The organism is Paludibaculum fermentans (genome assembly GCF_015277775.1).
GTDB classification, from domain to species: domain Bacteria; phylum Acidobacteriota; class Terriglobia; order Bryobacterales; family Bryobacteraceae; genus Paludibaculum; species Paludibaculum fermentans.
The window spans coordinates 3,203,998-3,224,780 of sequence record NZ_CP063849.1 but is presented as its reverse complement, the minus strand read 5'-3'; the positions used below and the strand labels follow the sequence as shown (position 1 = coordinate 3,224,780).

At 61.7% G+C, this 20,783-nt stretch carries 16 protein-coding genes and 1 pseudogene; 8 read left to right on the top strand and 9 right to left on the bottom strand.

From position 1 onward, the window contains the following. Window positions 1–4 precede the first annotated feature (4 nt). On the bottom strand, window positions 5–391 hold the full coding sequence (locus IRI77_RS12560; RefSeq protein ID WP_194452394.1) for a YciI family protein: 387 nt from the start codon (window positions 389–391) through the stop codon (window positions 5–7). A 273-nt stretch (window positions 392–664) separates the two neighbouring features. Between IRI77_RS12560 and IRI77_RS12555 the strand changes: the two genes are divergently transcribed. Continuing rightward, a complete protein-coding gene (locus IRI77_RS12555) occupies window positions 665–1,951 on the top strand; it encodes a POTRA domain-containing protein (RefSeq protein ID WP_194452393.1) in 1,287 nt (428 codons plus the stop codon). Next, a complete protein-coding gene (locus IRI77_RS12550; protein WP_194452392.1) occupies window positions 1,929–3,002 on the top strand; it encodes a TonB family protein in 1,074 nt (357 codons plus the stop codon). Before IRI77_RS12555 ends, IRI77_RS12550 begins: the two co-directional genes overlap by 23 nt. Before the next feature lie 90 nt (window positions 3,003–3,092). On the opposite strand, the gene IRI77_RS12545 is transcribed toward IRI77_RS12550, so the two are convergent. Continuing rightward, window positions 3,093–4,202 carry a HigA family addiction module antitoxin gene (locus IRI77_RS12545; protein ID WP_194452391.1) on the bottom strand — a complete coding sequence of 370 codons (1,110 nt, stop codon included), beginning with the start codon at window positions 4,200–4,202 and terminating at the stop codon, window positions 3,093–3,095. Between the two features lies 1 nt (window position 4,203). Further along, the gene (locus IRI77_RS12540; RefSeq protein ID WP_194452390.1) at window positions 4,204–4,506 is read right to left on the bottom strand and encodes a type II toxin-antitoxin system RelE/ParE family toxin; all 303 of its coding nucleotides are present in this window, start codon (window positions 4,504–4,506) and stop codon (window positions 4,204–4,206) included. 390 nt (window positions 4,507–4,896) lie between these two features. Between IRI77_RS12540 and IRI77_RS12535 the strand changes: the two genes are divergently transcribed. Next, complete coding sequence (locus IRI77_RS12535; protein ID WP_194452389.1) at window positions 4,897–5,649, top strand: SDR family oxidoreductase; 753 nt, start codon at window positions 4,897–4,899, stop codon at window positions 5,647–5,649. 91 nt (window positions 5,650–5,740) lie between these two features. Here IRI77_RS12535 and IRI77_RS12530 read toward each other — a convergent pair whose 3' ends face one another. Continuing rightward, on the bottom strand, window positions 5,741–7,801 hold the full coding sequence (locus IRI77_RS12530) for a hypothetical protein (RefSeq protein WP_194452388.1): 2,061 nt from the start codon (window positions 7,799–7,801) through the stop codon (window positions 5,741–5,743). 712 nt (window positions 7,802–8,513) lie between these two features. Continuing rightward, window positions 8,514–9,584, bottom strand: a complete 1,071-nt coding sequence (locus IRI77_RS12525) for an IS110 family RNA-guided transposase (RefSeq protein ID WP_194452387.1) — start codon at window positions 9,582–9,584, stop codon at window positions 8,514–8,516. Between the two features lie 422 nt (window positions 9,585–10,006). Here IRI77_RS12525 and IRI77_RS12520 point away from each other — a divergent pair, with 422 nt between their 5' ends. The 5 genes and pseudogenes from IRI77_RS12520 (at window position 10,007) to IRI77_RS12500 (ending at window position 15,756) form a co-directional block, all read left to right on the top strand. Continuing rightward, entirely contained in the window at window positions 10,007–11,719 is a 1,713-nt protein-coding gene (locus tag IRI77_RS12520) for an RHS repeat domain-containing protein (RefSeq protein ID WP_194452386.1), read from the top strand. Continuing rightward, entirely contained in the window at window positions 11,716–12,123 is a 408-nt protein-coding gene (locus tag IRI77_RS12515) for a hypothetical protein (protein ID WP_194452385.1), read from the top strand. Before IRI77_RS12520 ends, IRI77_RS12515 begins: the two co-directional genes overlap by 4 nt. Before the next feature lie 499 nt (window positions 12,124–12,622). Then, a pseudogene (locus tag IRI77_RS12510) lies at window positions 12,623–12,949 on the top strand (type II toxin-antitoxin system RelE/ParE family toxin). After that, complete coding sequence (locus IRI77_RS12505; protein ID WP_194452384.1) at window positions 12,946–13,227, top strand: helix-turn-helix domain-containing protein; 282 nt, start codon at window positions 12,946–12,948, stop codon at window positions 13,225–13,227. Before IRI77_RS12510 ends, IRI77_RS12505 begins: the two are co-directional and overlap by 4 nt. Window positions 13,228–14,574: 1,347 nt before the next feature. Beyond that, the gene (locus IRI77_RS12500) at window positions 14,575–15,756 is read left to right on the top strand and encodes an IS481 family transposase (RefSeq protein ID WP_228486229.1); all 1,182 of its coding nucleotides are present in this window, start codon (window positions 14,575–14,577) and stop codon (window positions 15,754–15,756) included. Window positions 15,757–16,388: 632 nt separating this feature from the next. On the opposite strand, the gene IRI77_RS12495 is transcribed toward IRI77_RS12500, so the two are convergent. From IRI77_RS12495 to IRI77_RS12480, 4 genes are all read right to left on the bottom strand, one after another. Then, on the bottom strand, window positions 16,389–16,916 hold the full coding sequence (locus tag IRI77_RS12495; RefSeq protein WP_194452383.1) for a hypothetical protein: 528 nt from the start codon (window positions 16,914–16,916) through the stop codon (window positions 16,389–16,391). Window positions 16,917–17,108: 192 nt separating this feature from the next. Then, window positions 17,109–17,840 (bottom strand): DUF6454 family protein, encoded by a 732-nt coding sequence (locus IRI77_RS12490; RefSeq protein WP_194452382.1) that lies wholly within the window; start codon window positions 17,838–17,840, stop codon window positions 17,109–17,111. 42 nt (window positions 17,841–17,882) lie between these two features. Then, window positions 17,883–18,995, bottom strand: coding sequence for an aminotransferase class V-fold PLP-dependent enzyme (locus tag IRI77_RS12485; RefSeq protein WP_194452381.1), 1,113 nt, complete (start codon window positions 18,993–18,995; stop codon window positions 17,883–17,885). After that, window positions 18,992–20,704, bottom strand: a complete 1,713-nt coding sequence (locus IRI77_RS12480) for a proline--tRNA ligase (protein WP_194452380.1) — start codon at window positions 20,702–20,704, stop codon at window positions 18,992–18,994. Before IRI77_RS12480 ends, IRI77_RS12485 begins: the two co-directional genes overlap by 4 nt. Window positions 20,705–20,783: the final 79 nt, after the last annotated feature.

Genomic DNA, 20,783 nt, shown 5'->3' with positions numbered 1-20,783 from the left:
GCGTCTACTGAGCCCTCCGCCCTTCGCTCTCCTGGACCATCCCGGTCAGGTCGGCCGCCGGGCGGATCTCGAAAGGCCCGGCCTTCACCCCCGGATGCTTCGACATCAGTTCGACGGCGTGCGCCAAGTCCCGCGCTTCCAGCACCAGAATCCCACCCAATTGTTCCTTTGTCTCAGCGTAGGGGCCGTCCTTCACCACTACCTTGCCGTTCTGCCACCACAATGTCCGAGCCGCATCGGGACCCTGCAACGCCTCGCCGCCTGCGAAATGCCCGGCCTTCCTCAATTCATCGTCGTAGGTGAAGCACTCGTCCACCATCGCATTCCGATCGTTGTCGCTCAGGGATTCAAGCTTGTTCGGCTCAATGTAGCCCAGGCATATGAATTTCATGACGCTTTCCTTTCAATGGCTTGGCCTCGGACGGTGCCGTTCGCCCCGTTCACCGCGCCGTCATTCCCTCACACTAGGTCGTCGCTCCAGCCGGCCGCAATTCGACACGCACGCCAGTTTTTCTTCTGCCTTGGTTCAAGTCGAGCGCCGCCGCCATCACTGGCGCATTCACTCACCTGGGCCCGCCGCCCTCCCACCCGCAGATTCAGCACTTCCTGCCCGAGCCCTTTCCTCCAACTTGCCCTCCTTTCGCATCGTTTATACTGACGGCTTGTGCGGAATTCCAGTTCGAGCCCGTCCATTTTCACCGGTATTCGTTGCTTCCTGCTGGCCGTTTATTCGCTGTGCCCACCTGCCGGCGCCTCAGCCCAGACCCCCATTCTCGAACTGCACACCGAGGGCACTACCCGCCTGCCGTCCGACGCGGTGATCGCAGCCTCCAGGCTCAAGCTCGGCTGGATGGCGACTAGAACCGAGCTCGACAACGCAGCCGAAGTGCTGTTTGCCACGGGTTTGTTTCAATCCGTGAACTACCAGTTTCAGCCCAAGTCCATCAACGGGACCACCGGCTATGTCGTCACCTTTCTCCTCAAGGAAGACCCAGCGGAAGGCCTCGCCATCCTGGACTTATATGGTCTGGAGTCCGCTCGGCTCTGGGAAACTGTTCGCTCCGCCAATCTCTTGATCGACAAAGCGATGCCTCAGAATGAGCAGGCCCTGGCTTACTACCGGCAGGCCATCGAAGCCGCACTCGCGCGACTCGGCCGCAAAGACGCGGTCTCGGCGAAGAACGAGGTCGATCCCGCCACCGGCCGCATGGCCACAGTCTTTCAGTCAGCCCACCGGCCGCTGATCTCATCCATTCGCTTTGAAGGGAGCCGGAAGATCTCCGCGGGCTCCCTCTCCAAAGCCCTCGATCCCGTGCTTGTGGGGCGGAACTACTCGGAACGCGAAGTGCGGCATCTCATCGATCTAAACGGGAAGCCGCGCTACGAAGAGATGGGATACCTGAAATTCGCTGTGCACTCTGTCGGGATCGAAAACTCGGGCGAGCAAGCGGTGAACGTGTCCGTTCTCGTGGACGAAGGCGCCCAGTGGCGTCTAGGCATGGCGGAGATCCAGGGCGCGGACCTGCCGCTGGCTGCACTCCGCAAAGCAGCTGATTTTCCAGTCGGGCAAATCGCCAACTGGAAACGGATCGCCGCCGGCATTAATGAGATGGAGCGGGTCCTCCAACGCGATGGCTACCTGGCGGTTCATGCCGTGGCGCAGCGCCATTACCGGGCCGAAGCCGGCCAGGTCGACCTCGTGATTCAGGTCGATCGCGGCAAACAGTTCCACTTCGGCTCCCTGCAATTGCATGGGTTGAGTCTGCAGGCTGAAAAGCAGGCCCGCTCGATCTGGAAGCTGAAGGAGGGTGACCCGATGAACACAGACTACCTGGCCGAGTTCCTAGCGGCGGCAAAGGAGGGGCCGGCCCGCCAGGCCCATTCACTGACTCGGGAGCTCAAAGCACGACATGGGAGTGAGGTGATCGATGTCGCTATTACTTTTAAATAGATTCAGCATCGCCTGCGGCGTCCTGGTTCTGGTACTCCTGGGGCCCGCAGCCTCCGCTCAGGATGAGGAGGCCGGGAGGGCTCCCGCGACCAGTCCTGGTCCCACCCGAAGATCTGGCACGCCCCCAAAGCTGCTTCACCAGGTAGAGCCCGACTACACCCGCGAAGCCGCCGAGGCCGGGGTGCAGGGCACCGTCGTCTTCGAAATGGTGGTGAACGAACAAGGTGTGCCGGTCAACATCCAACTCCTCAGTCCTCTGGGCTTCGGCCTCGACGAAGCGGCCTTGCGCTCCCTGCAGCAATGGAGATTCGAACCGGCCCGCAAAGACGGACAGCCCGTGAGCACCCTGGCCAACGCGAGAGTGAACTTCGTACTGAACGGCAGGAAATTTGACAGCGGGGCCGAGGAGAAGCGCACGAAATTCAACCTCGCCCTCAAAGGCTTGGCGGCCAGGCAAGGCCCCCAGCGCGAACAGTCCATCAAATCGATTCGCGATCTGGCCCAGGCAAAGTTTGCGCCCGCCCTGTACGTCTTGGGGACCTTCCTTCAGAAGGGAGATGGGATGGACGTCGACCTGCCCCGGGCGCAGGAATTGATCCAGGAGTCCGCGAACGGGAAATATGGCCCGGCCCTGTTCGTCATCGGGTTCTCCCGCCTGAACAGCGCGGCTCATCCGGCGGAGAAAGAGGCAGCACTCCGCTTGATCGCCGATGCCTCCACCCGCGGCAGCTACAACGCGCAGTTCTACCTGGGTGACACCAGCGAGAGGGGAACGCACGGCCCGCCTGACCTCGAGCGCGCCAGCCGTGTCTTTCGTCTCTGCGCGACCACCGGGCATTCCGATTGCCAATACCGCCTGGGCAAACTGCTGCTCGACCAGGCTCCGAAACAGGAGCGCAACTTGCTCCAGGCCGTTGCCTGGTTGCAACTGGCTGCTGATCAGGGACAGCCGGATGCAGTCGCTCTCCTCAAACAGGAGACCTCCAGCCTCACAGCGGAACAGGCCGTCCGGGTGCGCCGGCTGAAACCGCAGCTCCAGCAGAAGCCGTGAGGAAGCCCCAAAGTCAAACCGGGAACGCCCGAACCCGCATGGCATCCACATCGCGCAAATCGGACTTCCGATCGCACTGCTCAAGGGGTACTACATGCCACTGAACAGGTGCCGGACCTTAGCCAGCATGCTCCGATGGTGCGTATATGGAATCTCACCACGCTTCTGCAACTGCCCGACAACAATTGCCGGGTTCACACCCATCCGTGCAGCGAACCGCATAATTGCATCGCGTCCGAGATATGGCTTTGTCTCCCGAAGGAATGCTTTCATCTCATCCGCGGGCACCAGCCAGTTGGCGGCGGTTCGGTTGGCCCGTGCCTCCATGGCGGAAACGTCTCCATCTACAGCGTCCACTCCGACCAATGAAAGATCAATCAACGGTAGTCGGTGTCCGTCTCCGGCCAGGACATGCGCCAGTTCATGCATCAGTGTGAACCAGAACCAGTCCGCCCGGTCGTAACGGAACGACACCGCCACCACCGGGGATTCGCCATCTAGCCAGACTGTGGCTCCATCCACCTTCGTTCCTGCCAACGGAGGCACTGCGACAAACCGGACACCTAGATCGGCCAGAACGGCTGGCACGCGTCGAGTCTCGACCTCGGAGGCCGAGAGTCTGGCCAAGGTAGGGGCAGTAGCTGCAAGCCTGTCGCGTGTGTATTTCGCGACCTTAATCGTTCTCGCCGTGTGGCGGACTTGGCAAACCCAAGCTATTTGTGGCGCGGTGTGCGGTGCCTGGATCGCTGCCTTGCGCGCGGCAAACGGCAGCTTGGGTTCTTCCCCAATAGAGCCAATCTCCAGAAACCGGCAGACCGCCTTCTCGGCTTGCTCCAGGTCATTCAAATCGGCTTGGATCCAGCCCAGGCGGATCAGTTCTTTAATTGGGACCTTCGAAAAGAGCCGGGCTCGCCTCTCAACGTCCCCGGTGGGAGAGCCGCCGCGAGCATGCAACAGATCCAACCGATAGCTTGCTTCCAGAGTGAGCCAGTACTCCGCGCTGGTCCCCAACGCTTGGGACAGCGCTACGGCCGTTTCCGGGGTGATTGCCTTTCGGCCCGCGATAATCTCATTGATAGCTTGGACAGGGCGCCCGACCACGGCCGCCATGTCGCTTTGAGACCAACCGAGCGCCTCGATCTCTTCAGCCAGGATCTCGCCCGGCGATACCGGAGTAAATGGTCGAAGTGAAGTGCCCATCTTAGTCTCCGTAGTGCTTCGAAATCTCCCGAATTGCAATGCCCTTGCCTGCTTTTGTCTCTTCTTCCGAGAAGATCAGTCGACATTGATCATTGAGACGCAAGGAGCACAAGCCCGCCAGTTTGCCGCTGAGCTTCTCAAAGTGAAGGCTTCGCGGTGTACGCAAATCCCGAATATCCTGCGCGCTCTCGATGTGGCGCACGCGTCGCAGGAAGAGCCGCACGACCTCTGCCGGGTACTTTGAGGCTCCCTCGTTGTGGGTGTAAAGCCGTTCCAGCGCTCGATCCGCAAAGTGAAAATCCAACGACAGGCCTCGCCCACAGCAACTCTGCCACGTGGCCTGGAGTCGTGCAATCACCCAAAGGGTGAATGTCAGTCTCTGACCTGCAAGCCCGAACACCAAACCCTGTCGCCAGTCCAGAAGGTCACCGCTCTTCTATCCCTCAATCATCCAGCACTCCAGGGATCATGGAGGTTCGGTCGTTGTTTCCCAGCTACCCCTGCCCCTTCGTTTCGGGGCCCAGTCGACAGTTCATCGATCCAAAATCAGCAGCCGGGCCATCCTTTGCGATACTAGGGCCTAAGCGCGAGGCTGTGGACCTGATTGGGCTCCGAAAGCACCATCAATCCTCGATCAAATCGCGAGCCCGGCCTCCAGACAAAACCAACCTACCCTCAAACCCCAACACCACCCATGAGCGCACCACCCGTCATCCTCATCACCGGAGGCAGTCGCGGCATCGGAGCCGCCACCGCCCGTCTCGCCGCCGCCAAAGGCTACACCGTCTGCCTCACTTACCTGACAGGAAACGAGGAAGCCGCGAAAGTCACTGGCGAGATCACCGCCGCCGGAGGCCAAGCCATCGCCCTCCAGGCTGACATGCGCTCCGAGCCCGGCATCATGGCTCTGTTCCAGCAGATCGACGAGCAGGCCGGAGCAATCTCCGCCCTGGTCAACAACGCGGCCACCCTGGAAACGCAGATGCGTCTCGACGCCATGGACGCCGCCCGCATGGAACGCATCTTCTCCACCAACGTCATCGGACCCATGCTCTGTGCCCGCGAAGCCGTACGCCGCATGTCCACCCGCCAAGGCGGCCGAGGCGGAGCCATCGTCAACGTCTCCTCCGGAGCAGCCAAATACGGCTCTCCCGGCGAATACGTCGACTATGCGGCCAGCAAGGGTGCTCTCGAAACCTTCACCGTCGGCCTGGCGAAAGAAGTAGCGGAGGAGGGAATCCGCGTTAACGCCGTGCGCCCCGGCTTCATCTACACCGGCATGCACGCCAAAGGTGGCGAGCCCGCCCGCGTCGACCGCGTCAAAACCCTCGTCCCCATGCAGCGCGGCGGCCAACCGGAAGAAGTCGCCAACGCCATCCTCTGGCTCCTCTCGGATGAAGCCTCCTACGTTACGGGAGCCATCCTCGATGTCGCGGGAGGCCGGTAGTCACAAGCGCGGGACTCACCGAGCCTGCTCCTGCGCCACCAGTCCGGTCCTCCGGTGCACCCCGGCAGGCCCGGCCTACCCGGCGATCGCCTTACTCCACCAGGCGCATTCCGTGTTCTGCCAGCAACTGCACCACCGCCCGCCTTCGCTCCGCTTCCTCCGTCCGCATGGGTGGGCCCCCGCTCCTCCACTGAAACTCCGTACCGTTCGGTAACTGGCCCAGGAACTCTCCAAACGCAGCCAGGGTCACAAATTGGTGGTTCACCAGAAACACGCCCTCCGTTCCATGCGCATCCCACGAATTCAACAGGTAGGGTTGCTTCGACTCCTGCTGCAGCCGTTCCACCTCCCGGCACGAGTGGTCGGGGGAACACACGGCCTTGAGCCGCGCGTACGTAGCGTCGGTGAGGAACCACCGCTTCCCGTTCAGAATCGCGAACACTGCCTCATCCCCTCGCCCGGCACCCACGGAGAGCGCCTCCACCAGCGGGCCCAATGCCTCAGCCGACCCCGCCTCACTCAATGTGCGGTAGGCCTTGGCCCGGACCCACCCGTCGGTCGAGCGCGCGTCCAACAGCAACTGCCGCTCCAGGCCTGGGCTCATGAGCGGTTGCTCCAATCCGGGGACTTCCGGCGCAATGCACCGCGCCTGCCCGTCCTTTCGCAACTCGGCCAGCCTGCGCGTGGCGCCTTCCGCATCCACCCGGAAGAAATAGGCGAACACGGAGGTCGGGCACGCGGACGCCCCCTCGGTGCGTGCCGCGAATCGCGCCTCAAATGCCCGCCATACTTCGTCCTTCACGGCAGCGCTCGCAAAACGCGCAAGCCGCGCCTCCACCGGTTCGCCTTTCCGATATTGCTCCAGCAGTAAGCGGTCCAGCGCCGGAGAAGGCGTTAGGGAAAACTCCAGCAGCCGCGCATCATCGGAATACGAATCACCAGCCTGCAATTTGCTTCGCACGATCTCCTCTGCCGCGGCCGCGTTCAGCTCCGCCAAGCGCCGCAGCGCCAGCCCTGGCACCCTCAGTCCGGCCGGAGTCGACGAGCGCCGCGCGACCGCCTCCAGAATCGGCTCCAACTTCTCACGGGCATCCCGGATCTTCCGCCAATTCGAATCCAGCATCACCCACAGGACAAACTCCGGAGCGCCAGGCAGCGCCTCAATCAACCGGTCTCTGATCGAGCCGGCCGTGGCTGGTCTCTCTGTCTCGTACAAATAGAAATAGGTCTCCGCTTTGGCGCGCGGCGACTTCAGTGCGCCCATCTCCAATGCACGTGTCCGCAGCGAACTCCACAGAGCTGCTCGTTCTTCTTGCGTCGGCTCTCGGCCTTGTTGCTGTTGGAGGGCCCGCGCTGTGAGCATTTCCAGCAGGCTCAGGTAGCTCTGTGTGAGGCCCAACTCCGGCTCGTCCATCTGCCGGGTCATTACGGCCGCGGCCGCCGCCGGAACCGCCGAAGCGTGCAGCGCCATATCAATCTCGGAATCGTTACGGCGGATCCTACCGGAAAGCGCAGCCAGATACTCGGCCGCCGCCTGTGTATCCAGATACCGCAACTTCCGCACCGCATCCGCCTGCGCGTCCTCTTGGGCGGGGTCACCCATCCCGTCTGGTGGCCTCTGTATGGCAGCTTTTTCCAATAAGGCCTTCGCCTCCGCGAACTGCCGGGCGGTCCAGGCTTCATCCCGGGCGGCAATCACCAGTGGGATGGTGTTCGATTCTAAACTGAGCCGTTCCACCCGGGTGGACAACACCTTCACCGTGTAGTGGCCCGGCTGGCTGAAGACCAGGAATTCATTCAGATCGCGCTCGATCCGCACCGGATGCAAGGCATCCAGATTTGCTCGCGGCGGGCCCGAACCGATGCTTGTTCCGTCGTCCCACTTCCACGGCAGATGATCCAGCGGATCGCGCCAACCCTCCACGGGCGTAGCCGCAAACACGTCAGCGCCATGTCGTTGCAGATGCCTCAGCCGGACGTCCGTGTCCATTCGCAGCACGCCAGCACCTGTCGTCGTGAAGTCCAGTGTCACCGGAATCGGCTCCCCCACTCGAAAAGTGCGCGCCCCTCCGGCCACTTCCAAATGCAGCCGGACGTCCGGTTGCTGAGCCAGCGCACAGCCCGACAGCAGCACCACCCAAGCAATTCGCATCACAATCCTCCTGCGGTTAGACGGAAATGGAACCAAATCGCGTTCCATTTCGTCCTGGGCTTGTGCGGACCGACTTATTCTTGCTGCTTGTGTCAACCATCGGCGCCTGTGACGGAATGCCGCTGCGCAATTCTTTACAGGACGCCATAGTCCTGTCCGATCTCATCATCGTCGGCGTCTTGGCTTCCGCGTCCTGCGCCCCGGATCCGAGTGCGCCTCGCCGGCCGGACCTGCCGCCCCCTTCCGCGTGCCAGGCGGATATCGAAGTGCTCCGTGTCGTGAAGGGTCCGGCGGATCTCGCTGGCCGCCGGCTCCCGGTCCAGTGGGAATTTCAGTCCTTCTCCGGCGAGGCCACGGATCTCAGCCCCACTTCGGACGCGGGACATCCATGATAAGTAGTTGTCAAGGGAAAACACACTAATCGCTGCGCTCCCGTTGGTGGAACTTCCTTCGCCCTGCCGATCTCCCTGTCGACGTCCCCAGCTTCAGGTTGGACCATCGCCGAATGCCGGCGTGGCCAGACATCCATTGGCCGCATCCGTGCCCGTCTCGGGCCTTCGCGGAAGTTTGAGTTTGGACTACCGGCCGGCCTCAAACAGCCTGTGTGGCGCATCCGGACCTTGCGGTCCTTCGCGCAGTCCCGAGTTTCGGGAGGAACGGCCGGTGCTGGCTCTCATCAACAGCAGATTCTTTGTTCGTTCTTCAATGGTTGTTATTGCGCTGGCATTGCAACCTGCTCCTCCAGGCATCCGGTTTCTTTCTCCGCGATCGCGCGCGGCTGGAATTCCTGGCCGCTGCGATCCACCGCCAACAGGTAGGCCACCAGCTTCCGAGCCACGGCCAACGTGGCTCGGTTGGGATTGCCCCGGTTCTTTTCCCGTTCGTGCACCAGTTTGAGCTGCGGGTTCCACAGCGGGGCCACCTTGGAGGCTTCAATCAGAATTGTCTGTAAATGTTTGTTGCGCTGTTTCGAAATCGGAGCCCGCTGCTCTTTCCCAGCTGAGCTGATCTGTGCGCTCGTCAGCCCGCAGTAACTGAGAGCATGCCCCACCGTCGGGAACCGGCTCGGTTCCCCGACCTCCACCGCCCAGGTCAATGCCAGAATCTCTCCGACGCCGCGGATGCTCCTCAGCCGCTCGACTCGTTGCTTGAGAAGCGGATTGCGCAAAAGGCCTTGCACCAGCCGCCGTTGCGCCTCATCGAATAGCTCGGCAGCCCCGCGACTGATCTTCAGCAGGTCTTTCACGGAATCGGGCACTTCTTCGACAGTCTCCAACAAGTCTCGGAAATAGCCGGCTTGATGGAGCTTTTCTTTGTTGTACTCGGCCCCCACTTCCATCAGCAGGCCCGCCGTCTTGTTCTTCATGCGGACCGCCTGGCGCACCATCAAACTCCGGTAGCGGAGCAGACGGCGCAGTTCCCGCAACTCCGGTGGCGCCATGTAGCATACCGGCAGGAGGTTGCATCGCAGCAGGTCCGCCAGCATGCGGGCATCGACTTTGTCGTTCTTCTTCTTGGAAGCAGAAATCGCCTTCAGCATGGCCGGGTGCGCGACCTGAAGCGACTTGGCATGAGGCAGCAGGAAGTCGTAGATCCAGCCCGTAAACAAGGTTGCCTCCATCGCCCCACACCAAGGTTTGGGGAGTTGGCGCAGCCAAGCCTCCAGGGATTTCCGTTGTGTGCTCACCGTGCCCTCGGCGACGATGGAGCCGTCGACAAGTTTGAGGCAGTAGCTGATGGTCTTCTTGTGCACATCGAGGCCGAGATAGTACAAGCTATTCATGGGGGTTCTCCTCGTTTCGGTTTCTGAGCCGGCTTCACGCCGGTCTCAGCATTTTGCCGCAGGAAGCCCCCTACTTATTCATTCAAACAGCCTGACCTGTCCCAGTTCGTAAGTATTTGAACGGAAATGGTTTATTGGGAACTGCGGGCGCTCTGCCTCGGTTTTGGTATTTATCGCCGGGATCCGTCTAGCAGCCTCGCCAGGCGCATAAGTAACACAGTCTCAACAGCTTGCGGCCTGCCCTGCGGCTCAACCAGTAAATAATTCGCCCCACCCCATCCTGATTCCAGCCAGCACAATTCCCGCTGGGACGCATCAAGTCGAACGCAACCTGATACGATGGCTTGGGTCGCGCCATCGGGAGCCGCCAGACCGTTGCTGGGGTTGATTACAGGTTCTGTTACGGATACAAACCAGCGGGATTGCATCGCGAGACCTATCCTTCAAACCGTCAGGTGACCACGAGCGGTTTCGACGCAGCAGGGCGTCCTACCGGAGTGACCGGTTACGCCAGCGGCGTGAAGTATGATCCCAGTGGCTCGCGGAGCCAGATCACCTTAGGCAATGGGGTAGTAGAGACGACGGTGTTCAACAACCGCCTCCAGCCGAAATCGATCGAGGCCGCAAAGAACGGGTCGCTGTGGAAACTCGAGAACTTCTATTGCGCCTCTGAAGCGACATCGTGCGCGAGCAATAATGGCAACGTGGTGTCGCAGCGGCAGACGATCGGCGCGATTTCCGGGCCAACGGCGTACACGTATGACGCAGTGAACCGGTTGACCGGGGCGACAGAGACACCCAGCGGCGCCACGGGTTGGTCTCACACGTACACATATGGGAACCAGCATGGAAATACGACGCTCGTGGACTCCGTCGGCGTGGTGCCGTCCGATTTGAAGTGTGATTCCTATGACTCGGCGACGAACCGGTGCAACGCGGCGGGATTTGGGTACGACGCGGAAGGCCGGCGGATGCGGAAGGTGAGCAGCGGGCAAACGACCACGTACGATGCCATGGGTCAGTTGGCGGCGGAGTTCGGGGGATCGACGGCAAACGCACCCGCCTGCTCTACGTGTTATATGACGACGGACCATCTGGGGTCTACGAGGCTGCTGACGAACGAACAGGGCACATCTGTGCGGCTGTGGGACTACACGCCGTTCGGGTGGGAGATCAACGGCAGCTACGGACGGCGGCCCCAGATCTCCGGCTATGTGACGTCCGACGCGGTGCAGCCGAAGTTCACTGAGAAGATTAGGGATTATGAGTCAGGGCTGGGCCTCGATTTCTTCGAGACCCGTTACATGTCTTCCGCCCAGGGACGATTCACGAGCCCGGATTCGTACAACATTATCTTTGAAATGGAGAAAGGACGGCCGGATTCGGAGCGCCGGCAGATCTTACTCGCGTACATCTCAAACCCGCAGATATGGAACAAGTATGCACACGTAGTAAACAATCCGCTTAGCCACACAGACCCTGATGGACGTCGCGACCTCACCGATGAGGACAGGCAGGCACTGAGGAAACTGCACGAGGCCGGACGGCAAGCATTGAAGTCGGGCGATGCGGAACTCGCGAACGCTATATTCAACGGCCAGAATAACCTGCGGACGGCAATTCAGAACGTTCCTGACGGGCAAGAGGACCCATCAGGATTAGGCGCGGCACTTTGGGCGGCAGGACAAATCGGCAATACTTCGTTCGGCTGTAGGGGAGACGTGTCATTTACGAGTAACGGACTCACAATCGCGGTCGGTACCGGTGGCTGGAAGTGCAACGTCTTCGTGCCTGAATCCTACGCCAAGGGTGGTGGGATCGGCTTGGGTGGAAACGGGTATCCGGTGAGCGGACGGTACGGAGGAGTGGGTGGACTGTGGGGAAGCATGAGTGCTGTCTCGGCAGATCAATTGGCGAACCCATCGATCAACGTGCCCCATTTCCCAATGACGACCTCTCCGGGTGTTGGAGACATCGCAGCCTTTCAGGCACCACCTGGATATATTGGTTATTCTACGATCAACCTCGGTAACGGTGCTCTGGTGTATGCCGGGGCGGGCGCTGTCAAAGTCGGTACAGTTCAGGCGAACATGCCTGGCCATACAGCTGTGACGTATCGGCAGTATAAGCCATGAAAGCACGGATATTGACAGCACTATGCGGCTCCATCGTCGCCATCCTCGTCCTGGTCGGAGGCTGGAAACTGATGTGGTTTCGTGCATTCTCAACGGAGGTCACGGTCAACGGACGACCTGCATCAACTGCTCGTGTTTTCCGTCACCATGGCGAGGTGATGATCACCTTCAGCGGGGATCTACGAGACATGTACCTCGTTCGCCCTGCAGAGAGAACGGTCGGAGTCCCTAGCGGTGGCTTCTGGGCTATTACCGCACTCTTTGTTCTTGCCAAGGACAGCCTGGTCCCAATAGTCGATATGCGCTCAGCGAAGAATGATTCCAAGGACCCGCGGATCGAGCTGGCGAAGAGATCCATAACTTTCGTCGACAATGAGAGCCGCGTGATTCAGACGACTTGGTGAATACCGCTTATAAGGCGACAGAAAGGCGACAGCTCTATCCTGATTCCAGCGATCAGAATTGCCGCTGGGACGCATCAAGTCGAACGCAACCTGATACGATTGCTTGGGTCGCGCCATCGGGAGCCGACAGACCGTGGCTGGGGTTGACTACAGGTTCTGTTACAGGTACAAACCAGCGGGATTGCATCGCGAGACCTATCCTTCGAACCGTCAGGGGACCACGAGCGGTTTCGTCGCAGCAGGCCGTCCTTCCGGCGTGACCGGTTGCGCCAGCGGCGTGAAGCATGATCCGAGTGGCTCGCGGAGCCAGATCACCTCAGGTAATGGGGGGCGACAGGGTTTAACAACCGCTCCAAATCAAATCGATCGAGGCCGCGAAGAACGGGTCGCTGTGGAAACTCGAGAACTTCTATTGCGCCTCTGATGGGAGCTTCAGGCTCATCTTGTGTGAGACAAGACTTACTACCTCCCGCTATATCCAATCGGATATAATCGAGCCATGCGGCCAGTGCGGTTCCTTGGTGACTCGCTTGAGTGCTTGCGGGAGTTTCCCGAGGATGCACGGCACGATGCGGGCTACCAACTGGACAAAGTGCAGCGCGGCGAACAGCCTGCCGACTTCAAGCCCATGGCCGCCATCGGCAAGGGAGTCGAGGAGATTCGCGTGGCAGACGACAGCGGTGCCTATCGCGTGATCTACGTGGCCCGGCGCGCGGAGGCCGTGTAGGTCTTGCACGCTTTCCAGAAGAAGACGCAAGCGACTTCACGGCGTGATATCGAAACCGCAAAGCGACGATTCGCGCAACTGTCAGGAGGTGGGAAATGAAGAAATCCGAGAGCTACGCCAGTGTTTGGGATGCCATTGCGGACACGCCCGGGCAGGCCGCCAACCTGCGGGCGCGAGCCGAACTGATGCAGCAGATTGCGGCCTTCGTGAAGAAGCAGGGATGGACGCAGGTCGAGGCGGCACAACACTGCGGAGTGACCCAGCCACGGATCAATGACCTGCTCCGCGGCCGGGTTTCGCGCTTCTCACTGGACGCCCTGGTGAACATTTCCACTGCGCTGGGCTGCCGTGTCCGGGTCGATCTCGAAGCGGCCTGAGACACGCCCTACCCACCGGCGCTGGGACTCTATGGGGGACCCTCGCCGCCGGTGGACGGATGGCACGCTGAGCCTACGGCCACCGCCGAAAAGCAGGTTGATAGGTTGATACGAGGTCAGGCTAAGCGGACGGGACGCCGCCAAGTGCGGACGGGTGGGTCGCCTGGACGTCTTCATCAAGGTGTAAGCCAGCCTGCGGCGCAAGGTGGGGAAGGTTTACAGAATCGGCCGTGATCGTCAGCCGGTTCCTGTTTTGGTGGCCTCCGCTTCCGGCTGCGCCTCCAGCTCCGGCACTCCTTCAGCGGCGGCCGATAACGCGCGTTTATGCAAACTTCCCGTCTTTGGTCGCCCCCCAGTCCTCGGCCCCCCAATTTCAGCGTGCGCCCGTCTTCAATCCAACGTTCTCATCCCCGCGACAAGGCAAAGTTCGTCCCCCATCGCCGCATTTCTGCCCCGTCCCGCCCCTGCGGACATGTGCGGTGCCCGCGGAAATTACTATATTTTCCTTGTCAATTCAGCGACTTCCGAGCTCCTGCTCCGGAAACCGGCCCATCGGTGTGCCATCATCTTGTCGCGACTGGTCGAGAACCCGGTCGGCCGGATCGGCAGCCACCGCAGGCGGCCATCCGCATGATCTTTGACAGCCGAACCGCACTCCTCCCAACCCACGCCCTCGCTCCAGTTCCTGCAACTTCAGGAATTGGAGCGCCGGCCTCGGAGCCGCATGTCCATCGCCGCTGGTGGAACAACGCCATTTGGACTGGGCGCCCAAAGCCGGTCGGACCGCCATTCCCCCGGTTTTGAGGGAACAAAGCCACCTTGGATGGAAATCAAGGATGCTCGCCCAGACTCGTCCGCCGCACAGCTTCCGGATCCGCCGAATTTGAGGGAACAAAGCCACCTACAGCCGGAATTCGCGACGCCAGCCCAGCCTCATCGGTCCCCAGCCACCCTCAATTCAACGCTTTTGAGTGAACAAACCCATCTGGAGCTGGAATCCTCAACGCCAGCCAACAACAAACCGGACTCTCCCCCCAGCATTCCCCTGGTCATTGCCCAGGGCCCGCTGCAACCCAACGGCCACGCCCACCAACCGCCCTTCACCCGTCGCTCCTGAGCAAACAAACCCACTTTAAGCTGGGATCCTCAACGCCAGCCAACAGCAAACCGGACGCTCTCCTCCAGCATTCCCTTGGAGAGTTCCTGGGCCAGTTACCGAACGGTACGGAGTTTCAGTAACGAATTGGACCGGCGACATCGGTAACACAGATCAGCGGCGCAAGAGATCTGATCCGCCTTATCGGTACGGCACGATGAGTGTCGATGCCGTGGAAGGAGACCAGAGCAATGGACCAACGGGTTCAACTATTGCAGGAGTACGACGAAGGCGAGACCGTGACCGCACTGGCGGAAGCCTATGGCGTATCGAGAAAGACGGTCCACAAGTGGATCAAGCGTCGAGAGGAGGAAGGCGTGGCCGGTTTGCAGGACCGCAGCCGGGCGCCTCATACCAGCCCGCAGGAAGTCAGTCAGGAAGTCATAGAGCGCATCCTGGCTGAGCGGCGGAAGTGGAACTGGGGCCCGCGCAAGCTATTGAGGAAGTTGGCCGAGGCGGAGCCGGAGAGGAAGCACTGGCCGGCGCCCAGCACCATCGCCATGATCCTGAAAAGAGCGGGTCTGAGTGTCACACGAAAGCGACGCTTGCGGACGCCGCCCTTCGGGCAGCCCTTTGCGTCCGTGGATGGACCCAATCGGACGTGGTGCGCGGACTTCAAGGGTTGGTTCCGTACAGGTGATGGCGTGCGTTGCGATCCATTGACCATCACGGACGCCCACAGCAGGTACTTGCTGCGCTGCCAAATTACGCCGAAGACGGATGGAAAGCATGCGGCTGCGATCTTCGAGGCGGCGTTTCGAGAGTACGGTCTGCCGGAGGTGATTCGTACGGACAATGGCACGCCGTTTTCGACGCGGGCGCCTGGCGGACTCAGTCGGTTGTCGATGCGCTGGGTTCGGCTGGGCATTCTGCCGGAGCGCACAGCACCGGCCTCACCGCAGGAAAACGGCCGCCACGAGCGCATGCATCGGACGTTGAAACAGGACACGCTGAATCCGCCGGCGGCCAACCCGCGCCAGCAGCAGAAGCGATTTCACGACTTTCAAAGGATCTACAACGAGCAGCGGCCCCATGAAGCCCTGGACTACGATACGCCGGCAAAACACTATCAGCCGTCGTTGCGCCCGATGCCACGTCGGATCCCGGAGGTGGAGTACCCGGCAGGGCTCGTGCTACGACGGATCCAGAATCACGGAGATCTCTACTACAAGGATCAGAGGATTTTCATCAGCGAGATCTTTGCGCGTCAGTTGCTTGGACTGCGGCAGGTTGACGATCGCTATTTCGAAGTGTTCTACGGCATGCTGTTGCTCGGCTGGCTGGACATAGAGCGTAATCGGTTTATGAGGAAGAAGCCGAAGGCGCTGGAGCAACAGGACGACGAATCCGCGGCGGTGCCGGCCGCTGAGTAAGGCCCATGGAAATGACGCACCGTGGAAAGCGAGGAAATCCAAAAACAGGATTCCCTCGCTTCCCACCGCGCTTGGAAATCGCTACGCGATTCCCACATTTCCACAGGCGTACGAATCCGGCTAGAATCGCGAAAGGCGATCAGACAAGCCCCCGCGACGACTGTTACCCATGTCGGTAGACCAGATTGTCACCCATGTCCGCGGCCGTACAGCAACCCAACCGCCCTTCCCCCGCCGCCTCTGAGTGAACAAAGCCACCACAGACTGCGTGCCTGTGACCCAGCCGGCACGACCTGCCACATAGAACCCCGATCCACCAGTTTTGTGGGAACAAAGCCATTTTGCACTGGACCCACGGCGGCCCGCCCGCCCCCCTCCGCCGACAAGCCCCCTCAAACCACCGCCTCTGAGCAAACAAAGCCATTTCGAGCTGTGCCCCGCCCGAAACGGACTCACGCCATTGGGAATCACATAGCCAACCGAAGCTCCGCAACCGCCCCACCCGCCATCCCGGCCACCGCCAAACCCGGGCCACCGACAGCACCCACACACGCCCCCCACCAAAAAGAGGCAGATTCCGGATGGTTTCCGGAATCTGCCGGGGAGATTAGTGTGCTATTGGGTCAAATCGGTTAGGAGTGGCTCAGCTCTTCACGAAGGTGCTCCGCCTTGCGGCTGAGCGAGTTCAGCTTCGTCGACTCCCGGAACAGCGCCCGCAGTTGGTTCGCATCCTGCGCGATCTTCTGCAGATGCTGGCGGTATTCCGGCAGGAAGAGATGGTTGGTGTTGTCGTTGAGGAATCGGATGGCGTCCGACGTCTGGGCGGCGAGATCCTTCAGCAGCGGGTTCGCCTCTTCCACCGCCTTGCGTTCGGCGGGCGACTCCATCTCGCCCCAGAGATTCAGGTGCCCCACATCGCCGGAGATCTGCTGCACGGCGTTCTTGATCGCCTCCAGTCGCATCGCCTGGCCCTGCCAGCTGATGTTCGACTCGGGCTCGGACAGGAAGATCGCCTGGGCGTTGTCGCTGATGTTGAATGCCTTCGCGCCCGCGTCTTTCATCAGCACTTCGGCCGAATTGTGGAGGGTCGCCGCCGTGGCCGGCACAACCGCCATCGCCGCGGACAGCGCGCAGACGCACCACGAGTAATTGAGTTTCATGCGAGATGCCTTTCTTCAGCGCCACGGGGAGGCTTCGGCCGGGTGTCTATCTTCTACCCGGCCGGGTGGCTCGGAGTCTCTCCGCGCTTCTCAGTTTCGCTTCCTACATACGTATAGGTGCGTGAGCGCGGCCTTCCGTTGCTACCCTCCGCCCGGTATTCTGGCCGGCCCGGAGTTGGTAGACGCTGAGAATCAGGGCTTGGCGGGTTCGTAAACCTGTTCCGGATCAAACACAAACAGCCGGCTGGGCCCGTCTTCCGGCAGCAGGTAGAGCTTCCCGTCGCGGAAGTCCATGCCCTCATTCGTGTACGGCACGTTCCGGTCGGTCTTCCCCAGCGTGTAGGTGCGGAGCGGCTCCAGTTCCTCCGGATCCAGCCAGTGCACCACGCCGCCCGACGCCATCAACGCCCCATAGCGGTACTTGATCTCCTGGTAGTGGCTGGCGTTGGGGTTGTTCCGCACGCTGACGAAGCGGCCGTCGAAAGTCCACTCGTAGAACTTGCGCGCATCCCAGTTGCCGCCGGCCAGGTGACCCTCCATCAGCGTCAGGCACCCGATGTGGTCGTCCACTGTGAAGCTCGAAAGGACAGCCAGCGTAGCCTTGGACCGGCGCTGGATCACCGTGTGCCCGTCCTTCTTATACTCGGCCACAGGAATCCACAGGCTGTCCTCATCCATGTCGAAGCCGCCCGGATGGAACATGCTGCCCTGCTGCACCTCCACCCACCGCAGGCGCTTCCCCGTCGCGAGTTCAAACTCATACAGGTAGCCCTTCTTCGCCAGCCGGTCGACGCTCGTCACCCATAGCGAGGTCCCGTCCACGACGATGCCCTGCACGTGGTGCGTGGCGCCTTCCAGCGGAGTCACGGAGATGGGCTGCGGCGGAGCAGCCATCCACAGGGCGTAGAGAGCGAGAGGCAGCATGACAGGTCTATTCTCCCTCGACTCGGCGCCCGGTGGGCGGCCTTAATTGGAGGTTCGCAGGGCTGCGATCAGCCGCTCGATGTCCTGCTCGTCGTTGTAGAAGTGCGTCGAGACCCGCAGCAGGCCGTGCCGGGCCGACACCATGACCCCCTCCTGCTTGAGGGCACGGGCCACGGCGCTGGCGTCGCGGCCCGGAAGATGCGCTGCGATGATGGCCGTATTGTCGAAAGGCAGCGGCTCGCCGCCGATGCCGCGTAGCGCCGCCCGTGTCTTCGACGCCAGGTCGAGCACGCGCTGCTCAATCGCCGCCGGGCCCAGCTCCAGCATGAGATCCACGCTCGCTTCCAGGCCGTAGAGCAGGGAAGACGGCAACATCCCGCCTTCATACTTCTCCGCCGTATCCACCAGCACCGGCGTGCCCAGATGCAGGTTGTCCACGTTCCGCCAGTCGTGATGGCTGCGCCACCCGATACTCAGCGGCTCCATGCGGGCGCGCTGCCGGGCGGAGACCGCCATGAAGCCCACGCCGTTCGGCGCCAGCATCCACTTGTAGCAGTTCACTGCCAGCATATCGGGCTCGATCGCCCCGAAGTCGAAACGCACCGCGCCCAGCATCTGCGTGGCGTCTACATAGAACCGGATGTCGCGACCCTCCAACGCGGAGGCCAGCTCCGCCAGCGGCACGCGGAAACCGGTAGTGTAATTCACGCTACTCACGGCCACCAGCCGCGTCCGTTCGTGGATCGACTCCAGCAGCCGGGGCCACGGCGCCTCGATCAGCTTCACCCCGCGCTCGGCAAGGTAGGCCGGCGCATAGATGTTGTTCGGGAACTCGCCTTCCAGCGTCAGGATCTCATCGCCCGCGTGCCAGTCGATGCTGTGCATCAGGATCGCGAGACCCGCGTTCGAATTGGGCAGGAACGCAATGTCGGACGCCTCGGCCTGGATCAGCGTGGCGAGCTTGCTCCGCAGCCCGTCGTGTTCGGCAAACCACCCCAGGAAGTCTGAGCAGGCGAGCTCGTCCCGGTGCGCGAAGTGCCGGTCCATCGCTTCCACTGTAAGCCGCGACAACTGGCCAAAGGTGGCCGTATTCAGGAACGTCCGGTTCTGCAGCGCCGGATACAATGCGCGGATCGAAGGCCAATCGATGCTCATTGCTTCGCCGCTCTCACCTTCTCCGCGACCATGCCGGCCACCTCGGCCAGCGGTACCTCGCTCTTGGCGCCGGTGCGCCGCTCCGCCAGTTCCACAATGCCCTGGGGCAGCTTCTTCCCGATCACCACGCGATACGGGATGCCCACCAGGTCCGCATCCTTGAACTTCACTCCGGGGCTCAGTTCACGGTCGTCATACAGCACATCCACGCCGAGCTTCTTCAACTCCTCGTATACCTGCTGGCCCGCCGCGGCCAGGGCCGGGTCGGCCGACTTCACCGGCGTCACCACTGCTTCGAAGGGCGCAATGGAAACCGGCATGCTGATGCCGTTCGCATCGGCATACAGCTCCACCACGCCGCACAGCACCCGCTCGATGCCGATGCCGTAGCTGCCCATGATCACCGGCGTCTCGACACCGTTCTGGTCCAGCACGTTCAGCCCCATCGAGTGCGAGTACTTGTACCCGAGTTTGAAGATGTGGCCGATCTCCATCGTCTTCAGGATCTGCAGCGGAGCCCCGGTTTCGAGCTCCGTGTCGCCCTCGGTCACCTGGCGCAGGTCGTGATAAACCGCCGCGAAGTCCTCCCCCGGAGTGACGTTCAGCAGGTGGTAGTCGTCCTTGTTCGCGCCCGCCACCATGTTGCGGCGGCCTTGCAGGGAGAGGTCGGCTATGACGGTCACGCCCGTCAGGCCCACCGGGCCCAGCGAGCCGGCCTCCGCGCCCATCAGCGTGCGCATCTCCTCCGGAAAGGCCGGCCGGAACTCGGCGCACCCGGTCGCGCTCTGGAACTTGGTCTCGCTCAACTGGTGGTCGCCGCGCATCAGGGCAACCACGGGCTTGCCGTCCGCAATCAGCACCAGCGACTTGATAATCGACGTGGCCGGCACCTTGAGGAACGCGGAGACTTCGTCAATCGACTTCTGTCCGGGCGTGTGGACTTCCTCGGGGCTCAGGTCGCCTTCGGCATCAGGCGCCGCCGGAGGCACTGGCCGCGACACGGCCTTCTCCAGGTTGGCGGCATAGCCGGTCTCTTTGCAGACCACCACGTAGTCTTCGCCTGCGTCCGTGGCGACCATGAACTCCTGCGACTGGCTGCCGCCCATCGCGCCCGAGTGCGCCTCGACGGCTACATACTGCAGGCCGCAGCGGTCGAAGATCCGGCAGTAGGCCAGCCGGTGCTTCTCATAGCTCTCGTCCAGGCCCGCCGGAGCGAGGTCGAACGAATAGCTGTCCTTCATGATGAACTGGCGCACGCGCAACAGGCCGGACTTGGGCCGCGGCTCGTCGCGGAACTTGGTCTGGATCTGGTACCAGATCTGCGGCAGTTGCTTGTAGCTGCGCACCTCGCCCCGCGCGATGACCGTCATCACCTCTTCGTGGGTCATGCCCAGGCAAAGCTGCCGTCCGAAACGGTCCTTCAGCCGGAACATGTTGTCGCCCATCGCCTCGTAGCGGCCCGACTCCTGCCAAACTTCGGCCGGATTCAGCGCTGGCAACAGGAACTCCTGGGCCCCGATGGCGTCCATCTCTTCTCGCACAATCCGCTGGATCTTGAGCAGCGACCGCTGGGCCAGGTAGAGGTAGTTGTAGATACCGGCGCCGAGCTGCCGGATGTAGCCCGCGCGCAGCAGTAGCTGGTGGCTCACCACCTCCGCTTCAGCCGGGCTCTCGCGCAGGGTGGGGATGAACAGTTTGGACCACAACATGGTAAACCAGTAAGTTTATCATGGGGTTGCGGCCAAGCCGTCCATCCGGGGTCGGTGCATCTCCTCCGGTCCCCACCCT

Bases quoted from the DNA above. Each gene is read 5' to 3' on its own strand.
- IRI77_RS12480 (WP_194452380.1), bottom strand. From the start codon at position 20,704: ATGTTGTGGTCCAAACTGTTCATCCCCACCCTGCGCGAGAGCCCGGCT.
- IRI77_RS12545 (WP_194452391.1), bottom strand. From the start codon at position 4,202: ATGGGCACTTCACTTCGACCATTTACTCCGGTATCGCCGGGCGAGATC.
- IRI77_RS12490 (WP_194452382.1), bottom strand. From the start codon at position 17,840: ATGCTGCCTCTCGCTCTCTACGCCCTGTGGATGGCTGCTCCGCCGCAG.
- IRI77_RS12530 (WP_194452388.1), bottom strand. From the start codon at position 7,801: ATGCGAATTGCTTGGGTGGTGCTGCTGTCGGGCTGTGCGCTGGCTCAG.
- IRI77_RS12550 (WP_194452392.1), top strand. From the start codon at position 1,929: ATGTCGCTATTACTTTTAAATAGATTCAGCATCGCCTGCGGCGTCCTG.
- IRI77_RS12525 (WP_194452387.1), bottom strand. From the start codon at position 9,584: ATGAATAGCTTGTACTATCTCGGCCTCGATGTGCACAAGAAGACCATC.
- IRI77_RS12515 (WP_194452385.1), top strand. From the start codon at position 11,716: ATGAAAGCACGGATATTGACAGCACTATGCGGCTCCATCGTCGCCATC.
- IRI77_RS12535 (WP_194452389.1), top strand. From the start codon at position 4,897: ATGAGCGCACCACCCGTCATCCTCATCACCGGAGGCAGTCGCGGCATC.
- IRI77_RS12505 (WP_194452384.1), top strand. From the start codon at position 12,946: ATGAAGAAATCCGAGAGCTACGCCAGTGTTTGGGATGCCATTGCGGAC.
- IRI77_RS12560 (WP_194452394.1), bottom strand. From the start codon at position 391: ATGAAATTCATATGCCTGGGCTACATTGAGCCGAACAAGCTTGAATCC.
- IRI77_RS12500 (WP_228486229.1), top strand. From the start codon at position 14,575: ATGGACCAACGGGTTCAACTATTGCAGGAGTACGACGAAGGCGAGACC.
- IRI77_RS12495 (WP_194452383.1), bottom strand. From the start codon at position 16,916: ATGAAACTCAATTACTCGTGGTGCGTCTGCGCGCTGTCCGCGGCGATG.
- IRI77_RS12485 (WP_194452381.1), bottom strand. From the start codon at position 18,995: ATGAGCATCGATTGGCCTTCGATCCGCGCATTGTATCCGGCGCTGCAG.